At 40.4% G+C, this 14,996-nt stretch carries 14 protein-coding genes, 1 pseudogene and 1 other annotated feature; all 15 genes and pseudogenes read left to right on the forward strand.

Annotated features, from left to right (window positions below; genetic code table 11):
- Positions 1–56: 56 nt before the first annotated feature.
- The 15 genes and pseudogenes from MAQA_RS13830 to pflA all read left to right on the forward strand — a co-directional run bounded on the left by MAQA_RS13830 (position 57) and on the right by pflA (position 14,970).
- The gene (locus MAQA_RS13830) at positions 57–764 is read left to right on the forward strand and encodes a ribonuclease E/G (RefSeq protein WP_077913602.1); all 708 of its coding nucleotides are present in this window, start codon (positions 57–59) and stop codon (positions 762–764) included.
- 70 nt (positions 765–834) lie between these two features.
- Positions 835–911: a sequence feature (ribosomal protein L21 leader region), on the forward strand.
- Positions 912–923: 12 nt separating this feature from the next.
- Positions 924–1,232: a 50S ribosomal protein L21 gene (gene rplU / locus MAQA_RS10170; RefSeq protein WP_036073597.1), complete on the forward strand. Its 309-nt coding sequence runs from the start codon at positions 924–926 to the stop codon at positions 1,230–1,232.
- 17 nt (positions 1,233–1,249) lie between these two features.
- Positions 1,250–1,567: a ribosomal-processing cysteine protease Prp gene (locus tag MAQA_RS10175; RefSeq protein ID WP_036073599.1), complete on the forward strand. Its 318-nt coding sequence runs from the start codon at positions 1,250–1,252 to the stop codon at positions 1,565–1,567.
- Positions 1,568–1,579: 12 nt separating this feature from the next.
- Positions 1,580–1,871: pseudogene (gene rpmA / locus MAQA_RS10180) on the forward strand (50S ribosomal protein L27).
- A 330-nt stretch (positions 1,872–2,201) separates the two neighbouring features.
- A complete protein-coding gene (locus MAQA_RS10185; protein WP_036073602.1) occupies positions 2,202–3,020 on the forward strand; it encodes an MIP/aquaporin family protein in 819 nt (272 codons plus the stop codon).
- A gap of 45 nt (positions 3,021–3,065) precedes the next feature.
- Entirely contained in the window at positions 3,066–4,559 is a 1,494-nt protein-coding gene (glpK, locus tag MAQA_RS10190; protein WP_036073604.1) for a glycerol kinase GlpK, read from the forward strand.
- 221 nt (positions 4,560–4,780) lie between these two features.
- Positions 4,781–6,070, forward strand: a complete 1,290-nt coding sequence (gene obgE / locus MAQA_RS10195; RefSeq protein ID WP_036073608.1) for a GTPase ObgE — start codon at positions 4,781–4,783, stop codon at positions 6,068–6,070.
- Between the two features lie 84 nt (positions 6,071–6,154).
- Positions 6,155–7,030: a prephenate dehydratase gene (pheA, locus tag MAQA_RS10200; protein ID WP_036073610.1), complete on the forward strand. Its 876-nt coding sequence runs from the start codon at positions 6,155–6,157 to the stop codon at positions 7,028–7,030.
- A 22-nt stretch (positions 7,031–7,052) separates the two neighbouring features.
- The gene (locus MAQA_RS10205; RefSeq protein ID WP_036073757.1) at positions 7,053–7,526 is read left to right on the forward strand and encodes a GNAT family N-acetyltransferase; all 474 of its coding nucleotides are present in this window, start codon (positions 7,053–7,055) and stop codon (positions 7,524–7,526) included.
- A gap of 41 nt (positions 7,527–7,567) precedes the next feature.
- Positions 7,568–8,368: a TIGR00282 family metallophosphoesterase gene (locus tag MAQA_RS10210; RefSeq protein WP_036073615.1), complete on the forward strand. Its 801-nt coding sequence runs from the start codon at positions 7,568–7,570 to the stop codon at positions 8,366–8,368.
- A 14-nt stretch (positions 8,369–8,382) separates the two neighbouring features.
- Positions 8,383–8,745 (forward strand): YlbF/YmcA family competence regulator, encoded by a 363-nt coding sequence (locus MAQA_RS10215; RefSeq protein WP_036073617.1) that lies wholly within the window; start codon positions 8,383–8,385, stop codon positions 8,743–8,745.
- A gap of 88 nt (positions 8,746–8,833) precedes the next feature.
- A complete protein-coding gene (gene mutS / locus MAQA_RS10220) occupies positions 8,834–11,464 on the forward strand; it encodes a DNA mismatch repair protein MutS (protein ID WP_036073620.1) in 2,631 nt (876 codons plus the stop codon).
- Positions 11,465–11,479: 15 nt separating this feature from the next.
- Positions 11,480–13,327, forward strand: a complete 1,848-nt coding sequence (gene mutL, locus MAQA_RS10225) for a DNA mismatch repair endonuclease MutL (protein ID WP_036073623.1) — start codon at positions 11,480–11,482, stop codon at positions 13,325–13,327.
- A 26-nt stretch (positions 13,328–13,353) separates the two neighbouring features.
- Positions 13,354–13,911 carry a glycerol-3-phosphate responsive antiterminator gene (locus MAQA_RS10230; RefSeq protein WP_149023356.1) on the forward strand — a complete coding sequence of 186 codons (558 nt, stop codon included), beginning with the start codon at positions 13,354–13,356 and terminating at the stop codon, positions 13,909–13,911.
- A 312-nt stretch (positions 13,912–14,223) separates the two neighbouring features.
- Positions 14,224–14,970 carry a pyruvate formate-lyase-activating protein gene (gene pflA / locus MAQA_RS10235; RefSeq protein WP_036073628.1) on the forward strand — a complete coding sequence of 249 codons (747 nt, stop codon included), beginning with the start codon at positions 14,224–14,226 and terminating at the stop codon, positions 14,968–14,970.
- The last annotated feature ends 26 nt before the right edge of the window (positions 14,971–14,996 follow it).

The following is a 14,996-nucleotide window of genomic DNA, read 5'->3' on the forward strand; positions in this document are numbered from 1 at the left end:
TAGATCAAAAAAACGCACTCACAAGGCAAGTCGAACGTTTTAAGCAGCACTATGATATCAGTGAAGTCGTTTCAGACGGAGCTTTCGCGCTTGCAACAAGACAGTCAAACTCACGGACACTATTTACAGATTACGGGGTGGAAACTGAGCTTGAGAAGTGTTTAAATGAATTCGTACATGTGGATAGTGGGGCTTCACTTGTTATTGAAAAAACTGAGGCTATGTGGGTGATAGACGTAAATTCTGGACACTTTTCGGCGACTTCTGATAAGCCAGAAACGGTTTTTCGTGTGAATCAGTCCGTTTTATCTGAAATTATAAGGCAGTTGCGTCTGCGTCAAATTAGTGGTTTTATTGTAATTGATTTTATCGGAGGAATGACGGAAACTCAACACGGAAAAATAGAAGCAGAAATGGAAAAACTGGTGCAAAAGGAACTTATGACTACGCAAATTGCCGGCTTTTCAAAGTCAGGTCTAATGCAACTTACGCGGAAGAAAAAAGAAGTTTCGCTTCTTGAACAGGTAACGGAGACTTGTCCGTCTTGTGGTGGAACCGGGCACGTCAAGACGGCCATTTCGGTTGCTTATGAACTAGAGCGTGAGCTAAGTGCTTTAAAAGACGTCGAACAAGCGGTCATCATCGTGACTGAAGCCGTTTTAGACCAATTTTTAGAGCTTGAAACAGCGTTCAATATACAAGTGGACTGGGAAATTGCAGATGAACCTGTTCCATTTTATCAAATTCGTCGTATCTTTTCTTAAGAGAAACGCGTGTGAGTGATTGACAGAGGGGAGTGCGTGTGCTATGATTTTAATGTTATGTTTGTAGCGCACCACGCTACAACCGCTCAGATCTGGGTTAAGTGTTCATTTTCCGAGCCCCCTGTGATGGCGAGTCTTAGTATATGAGGAGGTGCAAGTATGTACGCAATTATTGAAACAGGTGGGAAACAAATCAAAGTAGAAGCTGGTCAAGAAATCTATGTTGAGAAATTAGCTGGTGAAGTTGGCGATGTGGTTACTTTTGATAAGGTTCTTTTCGTTGGTGGCGATGCTGCAAAAGTCGGAACTCCTTTTGTTGAAGGAGCAACGGTTACTGCAAAAGTTGAAAAACAAGGTCGTGCCAAGAAACTTACGGTTTTCAAATATAAACCGAAAAAGAACTACCACAAAAAACAAGGTCATCGTCAACCTTATACAAAATTAACAGTTGATGCAATCAATGCTTAATTTGAAGGGACGAAACAATGATTTACGTGAATGTTGATAAAAAAAATGAATTGATTACTTCTTTTACAATGGACGGGCATGCCGATTTTGCCGAAAGAGGCAGTGATCTTGTATGTGCGGGAGCTTCTTCTATTGCTTATGGAATGATAAATGCGATTTCAGAAGCAGAAGGATTCGATCCAGTTGTTGAAGAAGATGAAGGGTATCTTCATTATTCGGTTCCAGCTGAGTTCATTAAAAAAGAGGCGGTTCAAATTTTATTGACGGGAATGGTGAATCAATTACGATCACTAGCGTACAGCTATCCTGATCATATTAAAATTAACTCCAAATAGGAGGTGTATGTCATGTTAAAATTTGATATTCAACATTTTGCCCACAAAAAAGGCGGTGGTTCCACTTCCAATGGTCGTGATTCAGAATCAAAACGTCTAGGTGCAAAACGTGCTGACGGTCAGTTCGTAACTGGTGGTTCTATCCTTTATCGTCAACGCGGAACGAAGATCTATCCAGGAACTAACGTTGGACGCGGCGGCGATGATACGCTTTTCGCTAAAGTTGATGGCGTTGTTCGTTTTGAACGCATGGGACGCGACAAGAAAAAAAGTTAGCGTTTATCCTGAAGCTCAAGAAGCATAAGTTAAAGCTGGGACCTTTTGGGTCTCGGCTTTTTTTTTGTGAAAAAAATAACTTGAAAATGCTAGCCCCTTGAAATTTAATGGATTAGTGACATTCAATTTGTGAAAAAATTGCATACTATTTCATTGACAGCGTTTACTTATTGTGTTTTAATGAAATCAAGTTAATGAATTTGTCAGGAGAAGAGATGACGACCAAAACGGCAGCAAGGGGAATTTGCGCCTTCGTTTTGTTCGTCATTCTTTTTTTGAATAAAAAAGTTTGACGTTCCTCAATTTGAGGAATAATGAAAGGAACGTTCATACAAAAATCAAAAGGAGTTGTTGGTCCATGATTGATACAAGTTTGGGGATTCAATTTTTGGGTGAAGTAATTGGCACGGCCGTTTTAGTTCTTTTAGGTGGCGGTGTTGTTGCCGGAGTTTCTTTAAAATCTTCAAAAGCGGAAAACACGGGATGGGTTCTTGTCGCTTTTGCTTGGGGATTTGCTGTTACAATGGGTATTTATGTTTCCGGTTTCATGAGTATGGCCCATCTTAATCCAGCGGTTACGCTTGGTATGGCATTAGCTGGAACATTTCCTTGGAGTTACGTATTGCCTTATATTATTGCTCAGTTTATCGGAGCCTTTATCGGAGCGACGCTTGTATGGCTCCATTACTATCCACACTGGAAAGTGACAGAAGATAAAGCGGCAAAACTTGGCGTTTTCTCGACTGCTCCAGCCATTCGTCATTATACGTCGAACGTTTTTGGAGAAGCCCTTGGAACCTTTGTTTTAGTATTTGGTTTGATAGCTTTCGGTGCTAATAAATTTTCAGAGGGATTAAATCCGATTGCAGTAGGGATCTTAATTATTGCTATTGGGATGAGTCTTGGTGGAACAACAGGTTATGCGATCAACCCTGCACGGGATCTTGGACCACGGATCGCTCATTTTGTTTGGCCTATTTCAGGAAAAGGTGGTTCTGATTGGAGCTATTCTTGGGTACCTGTAATTGGACCATTCCTCGGAGGCGGACTTGGAGCTTTGACATACAATGCTATTGTTAATCAAGATTTTGGAATCTGGTTCTGGCTTGTACTCGTGCTTTTCATTCTTGTGTTGATTCTTTCGATGATGCTTGATAAGAAAAAACAACTTGTATAACATAAGCGATACAAAAAGGATTTTGTTTAAGGAGGAAGTGTAAATATGGATAAAAAATATATCTTAGCCTTAGATCAAGGAACAACAAGTTCGCGTGCGATGATTATTGATGGTGACGGAGATGTAATCGGGGTTGAACAACAAGAATTTGAACAAATTTTTCCGCATCCAGGTTGGGTCGAGCACAATGCGAATGATATTTGGGCATCCATTTTAGCCGTTATTTCCGGTGTACTTATTAAAACGAATATTGAAACGAATCAAATCTCTGGGATCGGGATTACAAATCAACGTGAAACAACAGTTGTTTGGGATAAAGAAACAGGGAAGCCAATTTATAATGCTGTAGTTTGGCAATCACGCCAAACAGATGAAATTTGCCGTAAGTTGCGTGAAGCTGGTAAGGAAGACATGATTCGTGAAAAAACTGGCTTGTTAATTGACCCTTACTTCGCTGGAACTAAAATTCGCTGGATTTTGGATCATGTGGAGGGGGCGCAAAAACGCGCAGAAAATGGAGAATTACTTTTTGGAACCATTGATAGCTGGCTTGTTTGGAAACTAACAGGTGGAAAAGCGCATATTACCGATTATTCCAACGCTTCTCGTACCTTGCTTTATAACATCTATGATTTAAAATGGGATGATGATTTACTCGAAATGTTAAATGTTCCAAAAGCGATGCTCCCCGAAGTGCGTCCTTCTTCTGAAATTTATGAAACAACAGCACCATATCACTTCTTTGGCGAAGAAGTCCCTGTTGCTGGAATCGCTGGTGACCAACAAGCAGCATTATTTGGTCAAGGCTGTTTCGAAAGTGGAATGGCAAAAAATACTTATGGCACCGGCTGTTTCTTGCTTATGAATACTGGTGAAAAAGCCGTTCGCTCTGAAAACGGGCTGTTAACTACGCTTGCGTGGGGAATTGATGACAAGGTGAACTATGCGCTTGAAGGAAGTATTTTCGTTGCCGGATCGGCTATTCAGTGGCTACGAGATGGGTTACGTATGGTTCGCAAATCAAGTGATTCAGAAGGCTATGCAGAAAAAATCGCGTCAACAGATGGTGTTTATGTAGTACCAGCATTTGTTGGGCTCGGAGCACCTTACTGGGATTCTGATGTGCGTGGGGCTGTTTTTGGTATCACTCGCGGAACCGAAAAAGAACACTTTATTCGGGCAACGCTTGAGTCTCTTGCATATCAAACACGTGATGTACTTCATGCAATGGAACAAGATTCCAAAATTGAGCTTAAAACTCTTCGTGTTGATGGTGGTGCTTCTGCCAATGACTTCTTGATGCAATTTCAAGCTGACATTTTAAATGTTCCAGTTGAACGCCCTGAAAATCTAGAAACAACTGTTCTCGGAGCAGCTTATCTCGCTGGACTTGCTGTTGGAGTTTGGGAAGATAAAAATGAAATTGTTAAAAACTGGAAGTTAAATAAACAATTCGATGTAGAAATGGATAACGACACACGTGAAAATCTTTATAAAGGTTGGCATAAAGCGGTTAAAGCAGCTCAAGCATTTGAATAAAAGAAAAAAAACTCAAAAAAGCGTTTTAGACTTTTTTATCGTCTAAGACGCTTTTTTGGTTTTTTCTTTTTTGTTATTTTTGAAAAGAAAAGAAGAGTAAAGTTTGAAATCCCCATTCAATTTATGAAAAACTGTCTTAAAATTCTTGAGAAAAATCGCTTGCGGAATCAGGGTTTATTGTTATAATGAAAGGTAAGACTTTGATAGAACGGAGATTAAAGATGTTTGTAGATCGAGTGAAAATAGATGTAAAAGCTGGGAATGGTGGCGATGGAATGGTGGCATTTCGTCGCGAAAAGTTTGTTCCAAATGGTGGACCAGCTGGTGGTGATGGTGGAAAAGGAGCCGATGTCGTGTTTGAAGTTGACGAGGGCTTACGAACGCTGATTGATTTTCGTTATAAGCGGAAATTTAAAGCTCCGCACGGGGAAAACGGCATGAGTAAAAGCATGCACGGACGAGGTGCGAATGACTTAGTAGTTATGGTTCCACCTGGTACTGTTGTTAAAGACTTAGAAACAGGGGAAGTGATCGCTGATCTTGTCGCAGATGGACAACGCGCTGTCATCGCAAAAGGAGGTCGTGGGGGTCGTGGTAACAAAAGATTTGCAACGCCCGCTAACCCGGCTCCTGAGCTTTCTGAGAACGGGGAACCTGGTGTCGAACGTACGGTTCAACTGGAATTAAAAGTATTAGCTGATGTCGGACTTGTGGGTTTCCCAAGTGTTGGTAAATCAACCTTGTTGTCAATCGTTTCCGCGGCGCGACCTAAAATTGCAGCCTATCACTTCACAACGCTTGTTCCGAATCTCGGAATGGTGGACGTTGGGGATGGTCGTAGCTTTGTAATGGCAGACTTGCCTGGTCTGATTGAAGGAGCAAGTCAAGGGGTTGGACTTGGGCACCAGTTCTTGCGTCACATTGAGCGGACGCGTGTCATTGTCCATGTGATTGATATGTCTGGCTCTGAAGGGAGAGATCCTTATGAGGATTATCTAACTATTAATAAAGAGCTTGAAGCCTATAATCTTCGTTTAATGGAACGACCACAAATTATTGTGGCAAATAAGATGGATATGCCAGAAGCAGAAGAAGCCCTTCAAGCTTTTTCTGAAAAGGTTGGACCAGAAATTGCGATTTACCCTATTTCTGCATTAACGCAAAGCGGTTTAAAGCCGTTGTTAATTAAAATTGCTGATGAACTAGAAGAAACTCCTGAATTTCCCCTTGAGGAAGTGTTGGAGCAGGAAGAACAAAATACGGTTCTTTATAAATTCCATGCAGAGGAACCTGAATTTGAGATCACTCGTGATCCAGACGGTGCTTTTGTGCTGAGCGGAGACAAAGTGGAACGTTTATTTGCGATGACGAATTTCGAACGTGATGCTTCGATTAATCGTTTCGCTCGTCAACTTCGTGCAATGGGCGTTGATGAAGCACTTAGAAAACGTGGGGCAGAAGATGGCGATGTCGTCCGTCTGCTTGATTTTGAATTTGAATTTCAAGAATAATAGGAGGGGGACTGGAAATTTTTTCATGTGTTTTGAGGAAATTTCCTGACCCCTTTTTTCATTTAAAAGGAGCTTGGTGTAAAAATGGATATTGCTTACTTGGGGCCAGTGGCTTCTTTTACTCATAGCGCAGCCCAATATGCTTTCCCAGATGAAAATCTCGTGCCTCTTGGAACGATTCCAGACGCTATTATGGCAATCCAAAGAGGGGAAGTAGACGCTGCTGTTGTACCGATCGAAAATACAATTGAAGGCGGTGTCAATACAACGCTTGATTACTTATTCCATTTTGCGGATGTTCCGATTCAAGCAGAGATTGTTCTTCCAATCGCACAGCATGTAATGGTTCATCCCCAAAATGAAGCGGTATGGAAGTCAGTTCAAAAAGTTCTTAGTCATCCGCAGGGGCTTGCTCAGTGCGCGAAGTTTCTTCATGAACATTTGTATGGCGTGGAACAAATTGCAACCCCTTCAACTGCATACGCTGCAAAATGGGTCAAAGAGCATCCAGATGAACTTGCAGCAGCAATTGCACCTGACCTAGCGGCGGCTCAATACGGTCTTAAAACCGTCCAAGCTAATGCACAAGATATTGAGCTGAATCAAACGAGATTTGCTGTCTTAAGTCGGAAGAAACCCAAACTCGCGCTTCCTGCTGAAGAGGAAAAAACTTCGATTAGTGTAATTTTACCGAATAACCTTCCAGGTGCCTTACATAAAGTGCTTTCTGCTTTTGCTTGGCGAAATATTGACTTGAGTAAAATTGAATCCCGTCCACTAAAAACATCACTTGGAGAATATTTCTTTTTGATCGATCTTTATTCTTCCGAAAAAACAGAGCTCGTGAAAAATGCTCTTTCAGAAATTAATTTACTTGGTGGCGAAACCAAAGTCCTTGGTACTTATCATGTTTTTCGAATTTTAAAAAAACACCGGAGAGGGTTGAATCAATGTGAATAAGAAAAATATCAAGCTTGGGGAAATTAATAAACAAAACTATGAGCAAGTTCAAAAAATCTATCAGCAAGGTATTGATACTCGCAATGCAAGTTTCCAAAAAAACGCACTTGATTTTAAAAGTTTTGATTCCAAATATTTAGAAGCTTGTCGACTTGTAGCATTTGACGAACGAAAAAGGGAAGTAGTCGGATGGGCTGCGCTTCTCCCGGTTTCTGCTATGGAAAGTTACTGCGGGGTGGCTGAACTCAGTCTTTATGTAGCAGAAGCTGCACGCGGATGTGGAGTTGGTAAATTTTTGATGGAAGAGCTGATCCAAGTAAGCGAAAAAGCTGGATTTTGGACGTTACAATCCCTTATTTTTCCGGAAAATGAAGGTAGCCTTGCATTGCATCATGCTTTTGGTTTTAAAACGCTTTGTATCCATGAGAAACTCGGAAAAATGGATGGAGTTTTCCGTGATGTCGCACGTCTTGAACGTCGCAGTTCTAAGTTTTGATGAGAGACTTAAATTTGTAATAGAATGGAGTAAGAAAAAGAATGAAAATTTTATTTATTGGGGATGTTGTCGGCTCCCCTGGAAGAGACATGGTAACGGAATATCTTCCTAAATTGAAACAGAAATATAAGCCCACAATGACGATTATTAATGGAGAAAATGCTGCCGCTGGTCGAGGGATCACAGAAAAAATCTATAAAGGTTTTTTGGAGCTTGGAGCAAACGCGGTGACTTTGGGGAACCACGGTTTTGATAATCGAGATATTTTTGAATTTATTGAGGATGCAAAATATCTAGCGCGACCCGCAAATTTTCCTGAAGCAACGCCTGGCCAAGGCATCGTTTATGTAAAGTCTAATCAGTATCTGCTTGCTGTGATCAACTTGCAAGGGCGGACATTCATGGGGCAAGATTTACGGGATCCTTTTGATGTTGTAAATGATCTCGTTTTTGAAGCACGCGAAAAAACATCACTTATTTTTGTTGATTTTCATGCGGAAACGACTAGCGAAAAGCAAGCGATGGGGTGGCACTTAGATGGTCGCGTGACAGCTGTTGTTGGAACACATACTCACGTACAAACCGCTGATAATCGCGTTTTACCGGAAGGAACGGCTTATTTAACTGATGCAGGAATGACAGGGCCGTATGATGCCATTCTCGGGATGGAAAGAGAAGCTGTATTAAGACGCTTTAAGACGCAACTTCCTACTCGCTTTGAGGTGCCAAAGTCTGGGCGAACTGTGCTGTCTGGATGTCTTATAACACTAAATCCAGATACGGGAGCAGCAACACATATCGATCGGATTTTAATTAATGATGATCATCCGTTTTATGAATAAAGGAGGACGAAATTTTGACAACTAGTCGGGATGAAATTATGCAAAAAGCAGCGGAGCTTCGAGATGCGCTTTCGGCTACTGAAGAGATTTCTTTTTACAAGAAGGCGGAAGAGACGATTGATGCAAATTCGAAAGTTCAAGAAAAAATTGCGAAAATCAAACTACTTCAAAAACAGTCTGTGAATTTGGAGCATTATGGGAAGTTTGAAGCGATGAAAGAAACGGAAGCTCAGATTGAACGGTTGAAGCAAGAAATCGATGATCTACCGGTTGTGCGAGACTTTAGACGAGCACAAGTGGATGCAAATGATCTTTTGCAATCAATTACGCGTGAAATTGATCAAAATGTTACGCGAAAATTAGAAACGAGAGACTGATCAAGCCTTTTTTCACGGGAAAGCTGTTTTTAGGTATGTTATAATAAAGAAGGGCAAAATTGCTGGAAATAGGGGTTGAGTGAACAAAATGGTTGAATACACACCAATGATGAAACAATATTTAGCGATTAAAGAAAATTACCAGGATGCCTTTTTATTCTTTCGTCTGGGCGATTTTTATGAAATGTTTTTTGATGATGCTTTAAAGGCATCGCAAATTCTTGAAATTACGCTTACTGGAAGAGAAGGAGGCGGAACCGAACGCATTCCGATGTGTGGCGTGCCTTATCATTCTGCCAGTGGCTATATTGATACATTGATCGAAAAAGGCTATAAGGTAGCCATTTGCGAGCAAGTTGAAGATCCTAAAACCACTAAAGGCATGGTGAAGCGTGAAGTTGTCCAGCTCATTTCTCCTGGAACTGTGATGGATGAGAAGGGCTTAAAAGAGAAGGAAAATAATTACATTGCGGCTTTTTATGTCTATGAAGATAAGGAATTTGGCTTTGCGTACTCCGATCTTTCAACTGGAGAACTGAAATCTACGGTGCTTTCACTTCAAGACGACCGCCTTATCAATGAATTGTCCACGCTTTCTGCAAAGGAAGTCGTGACGCGTTCAAGCGATGCCAGTTTCATTACAGAAACCGTTCGTGAGCAGCTTGGACTCGTTGTTTCGCTTCATGATGAAGTAGAGCCCACTGCTGAAAGCGAAAAATTGCTTGATCGTAGTACAGCACTTTCTGAACGAAAAGCGGTTACTTTATTGTTGCATTATTTATCTGAAACGCAAAAGCGCGATTTAGGTCATTTACAAAAATCCATCCATTATGAAACAAGCCAATATATGAAAATGGACTACTATTCGAAGCGAAATCTCGAACTTTCTGAATCAATTCGTGGGAAAGGGCGAACGGGTACTTTGCTTTGGCTTTTAGATCAAACTAAAACGGCGATGGGCGGACGCCTTTTAAAACAGTGGATTGATCGCCCTCTTATTGACAGGGAAATGATTGAAACGCGACAAGCTGATGTGGAAGAGCTTATGAAACATTTCTTTGAACGCGTGGAACTTGCTGAAAATCTAAAAAATGTTTATGATTTAGAACGTTTATCTGGCCGTGTAGCTTACGGAAATGTGAATGCAAGGGATCTTGTTCAACTACGAAATTCATTGTTTCAAATCCCCAAAATCAAAGCTAACCTTGGCTCACTTTCGGGGGCTAACAATTTGAATCAACTTGGAGAAAAACTTGATCCATGTACGGAACTTGCTGATTTGTTAGAGCAAGCAATCATTGATTCTCCGCCACTTTCCATTCGTGAAGGCGGAATTATCAAGGACTGTTATGATAATCAGCTTGATCAGTATCGTGATGCGAGCCGAAATGGAAAAACTTGGATTGCTGAGCTCGAACAAAAAGAACGGCAAATTACAGGGATTAAATCGCTTAAGGTTGGATTTAATCGTGTCTTTGGTTACTACATTGAAGTGACACGCGCCAATACGCATTTACTAGAAGAGGGGCGTTACGAACGTAAACAAACCCTAACGAATGCTGAACGTTTTATTACACCAGAATTAAAGGAAAAAGAGCGCCTTATTCTGGATGCCGAAGAAAAATCTGTTGAACTTGAATATCGATTGTTTACTGAAGTTCGCGAACAAGTAAAAAGTTATATTGAACGATTACAAAAATTAGCGAAAGCTATTAGTGAAATTGACTGCTTGCAAAGCTTTGCTGAAGTGAGTGAGCGAAATCATTTTGTAAAACCAGCACTTAGTGAAGATGGGACGCTTGCCATTACGGAAGGCCGTCATCCTGTTGTCGAACGCGTTATGGGTTCGCAAAGCTATGTCGCTAATGATTGCAACATGTCAGAAGATCGTGAAATTCTTTTAATTACCGGGCCCAACATGTCGGGTAAAAGTACGTATATGAGGCAAGTAGCCCTAACTGCGATTTGTGCGCAGGTCGGGTGTTTTGTTCCTGCAAAAGAAGCCGTTTTACCTATTTTTGATCGGGTATTTACACGTATTGGAGCTGCAGACGACTTGATCGCTGGCCAAAGTACTTTCATGGTGGAAATGCTTGAAGCAAGAAATGCAATCGTCCATGCCACAAAAAACAGTTTAATTTTATTTGATGAAATTGGACGAGGTACTGCTACTTATGACGGCATGGCACTCGCACAGGCTATTATCGAATATATTCATGAAAACGTACAAGCGAAAACGCTATTTTCTACTCACTATCATGAACTTACGGTGCTAGATAAAGAATTACCGCATCTTGAAAATGTTCATGTAAGTGCAATTGAGGAAAATGGCAAGGTTGTTTTCCTTCATAAAATCAAAGAAGGTCCTGCTGATAAGAGTTATGGGATCCATGTAGCTGAACTCGCACGCTTGCCAAAAGAATTGATCACACGAGCGGACGAGATTTTAAAGACGCTAGAAACAGGAGAGAAAAAATTGCCTGATGCGACGCCCACCAAGCTCGAGCGGGAAGAAGAAAGTGTGATTGTGCGGGAATCGGTGCAAAATGTGGAATCTGATGATATGCAATTACCACTTTTTGAGATCGAAGAAAAACCTAAACAAACAAAAGCAAGGCAAAGTGACGTGGAAGCGGAAATCAAAAAACTGAATTTGATGCAAATGACGCCACTTGATGCCATGAATAAATTATTTGAATTACAAAGCAAATTGCACTAAAGGATGTGATAAGCTGTGGCACAAATTATCGAATTAACGGATAATCTCTCAAATAAAATTGCAGCGGGTGAAGTTGTTGAGCGACCCGCTTCCGTCATTAAAGAACTAGTGGAAAATGCTATCGATGCCAAAAGTACGATTATTGATGTTCTGATTGAAGAAGCAGGAATGACAAAAATGACGGTAATAGATAATGGAGCAGGGATTGAACCTGAAGATGTTTCAACTGCGTTTAGGCGCCATGCCACAAGTAAAATCAAAACAGAAAAAGATCTGTTTCGTGTCCACACACTTGGGTTTCGGGGTGAGGCACTTCCAAGTATTGCTTCTGTTGCAAAAGTGAAATTAACGACTTCTGCTGGAGACACGGGTACAACGATTGTTATTGAAGGCGGAAAAGAGATCGAAAAGCACAGTGACTCTGCTCGTCGTGGTACAGAAATTACCGTCACAGATTTATTTTATAATACACCCGCTCGTTTGAAATATTTAAAAACTTTACCAACTGAGCTTGGAAATATCACGGATGTAATGAATCGATTGGCTCTTTCACATCCAGATATCAGTTTTCGTTTATCTCACAACGGAAAATCTCTTCTTTCAACAAGTGGAAACGGCGACTTGCGCCAAGTAATAGCAGCCATTTATGGTGTTCAAATTGCTAAGAAAACAGTGCCTGTTCAAGCAGAATCCCTTGATTTTAAAATTAGCGGTTATGCTGTTCTTCCAGAAGTAAATCGGTCAAATCGAAACTATATCTCGACTATTATCAACGGTCGCTACATTAAAAATTTTGCACTTGTCAAGGCGATTTTAAATGGTTATCATACACTTCTTCCTATTGGACGGTTTCCAATCATTGTTCTCGAAATAAAAATGGATCCAATTATTGTGGACGTCAATGTTCACCCAGCTAAGCTTGAAGTTCGTTTGAGTAAGGAAAAAGAACTCGGTGAACTCATTGCAGCAGCTCTTAAAGAAGCTTTCCATAAGTTGCAGTTGATTCCAGATGGAGCGATTTCTAAGCGAGAAAAGCTTCAATCTGAACAGTTGCAAATGTCCTTTGACTCCAATCAGAATATACCGAAGAGATCAGACTCTCCAGATTACGAGGAGACACAGGCACAAGAAAATCCGCCTACTCTGTTTGAGAAACCTTCTGTTCCGGAATATGTTTCTTCTCCTGAAGAGGAAATGTTTGACTCTGAAGCTATGATCGAAGAAGAAACAGTCGGTTATGAGGTTAACGATAGCACACCTGTTGCTGAGGAAAGAAAAGTTCGAATTCCAAAAATGTATCCCATTGGACAAATGCATGCGACATACATTCTTGCTCAAAATGAAGAAGGGCTCTATATTATTGATCAGCATGCTGCTCAGGAACGAATCAAATATGAGTTTTTCCGTGAAAAAATCGGTGAAGTAAGCCGTGAACTTCAAGAATTACTTGTACCCATCGTACTTGAATTTTCAAATGATGAATATGTAAGGCTCACTGAACAACGCGAAAAACTTGAAGAAGTGGGCGTGTTCATGGAACCATTTGGTCAAAATAGCTTTATTATCCGCGCTCATCCTACTTGGTTTCCAAAGGGAGAAGAAGAGGAGACTTTACGTGAAATTGTTGATGAGGCTCTTCATGAGCCAAATATCAGCATTCATAAGCTTCGTGAAGATACGGCTATTATGATGAGCTGTAAAAAATCTATTAAAGCGAATCACTATTTGACGATGCAAGATATGGAAGCTTTGCTGGATACTTTGCGTGAAGCAAGTGATCCGTTTACTTGTCCGCATGGTCGGCCTGTAATTATTAAATATACGACTTATGAACTCGAAAAAATGTTTAAACGAGTGATGTAAACAAAAGGGAGCGAACAACAATTATGATAGAATTATTTGCTCGCCAGCGAATTATTCCTGCGGCACATAATCAAAAGGATATTGAAAAAATCGCAGAACTAAAAAACAGTGGGCATTATATGGTTATGCTCGAAACGCATGTTGCTCAGCTTAAATCACTCGTCACTTTTGCATCCTCCACAGGAAAAAAGGTATTACTTCACGCTGATTTAATTAATGGACTTAAAAATGACGACTATGCGATTGATTTTCTTTGTCAGGAAATTCGTCCAGCTGGTATCATTTCGACTCGTGGAAACGTCATCTTAAAGGCTAAGCAGCATAAAGTGCTCGCCATCCAGCGATTATTCATGATTGATTCCAGTGCCAATACAAAAGGGAAAGCGCTAATTCAAAAAGTACAACCGGATGCGATTGAACTTTTGCCTGGGATACTTCCAGAACAAATAGAGAACATGATTCGCGAAATGAAGATTCCGGTTATTGCTGGTGGGTTAATTGAACGAGAAGAGCAGGTTCAACAGGCACTTCTGGCAGGAGCCACTGCAATTACTACTTCTGATAAGAAATTGTGGCTTGGCTAATGTTAATAAAGTCTATAAAAGGGGTGCTTTCCATTAGAAGCATCCTTTTTTAGTACAAAGCGCAGTCATGTATCTATTGTTTTATAACAGAATAAAGTGTTTTTAGTAGTACAGGATGACTACTATTTTATTTGCTTGATTCCCTCATCTAAGCCTTTGGTAGCGTTTTAATTTTTTTTATTCAAAACTGTAGTATTTTTTCAATAATATGTTAAGATAACAGTAGAAGAAATTATTTTAAATTATTAAGTTCATTTATGCACAAATTTTTTATCTTAAAATACCAATAAAAGTTTTGAAAGGAAGAGCGAAATGGAAAAGGTTATCGGACATGTTCACTCAACGGAAACCATGGGAACGGTAGATGGTCCAGGGGTTCGTTTTATTGTTTTTCTACAAGGCTGCTTGCTTCGCTGTCAATTTTGCCACAATCCAGATACTTGGAAAATTGGGATTGGAAATGAACGCACCGCACAAGAGGTTTTTAATGAAGCTATTAAGTATAAAGAATTCTGGGATGCAACTGGCGGGGGGATCACAGTAAGTGGCGGGGAGCCACTACTTCAAATTGATTTTTTAATTGAATTATTTACACTTTGTAAAGAAGCAGGCGTGCATACAACTATTGATAGCTGTGGAGGTTGCTTTACAAGAGATCCTGAATTCATTCAAAAACTAGATCAGCTAATGGAACTCACAGATTTAATTTTGCTAGATATCAAGCAAATGAATCCAGAAAAGCATCTTAAATTGACTAGTAGACCCAATGCACCTATTCTTGATTTTGCCCATTATTTGCGGGATAAAGACCAGCCAATTTGGGTTCGTCATGTTCTAATTCCAACAAAAACGGATGATCCTACTGATTTGCATGCGCTTCACGACTTTATTGCGACGCTTCCAAATGTGAAACGTGTCGAAGTGCTTCCTTATCATACCATGGGCGTTTATAAATGGGAAAAACTCGGGATACGTTATCCACTCGAAGGAATTGAAACACCAGACAAGGAAACCGTTGAAATGGCCAACGAAATTTTAAAAATAAAATCTTATCTATAAAATAAAAAACGCTTCCGTGTAAGCTT

The sequence above is a fragment of the Listeria aquatica FSL S10-1188 genome (assembly GCF_000525795.1).
GTDB classification, from domain to species: domain Bacteria; phylum Bacillota; class Bacilli; order Lactobacillales; family Listeriaceae; genus Listeria; species Listeria aquatica.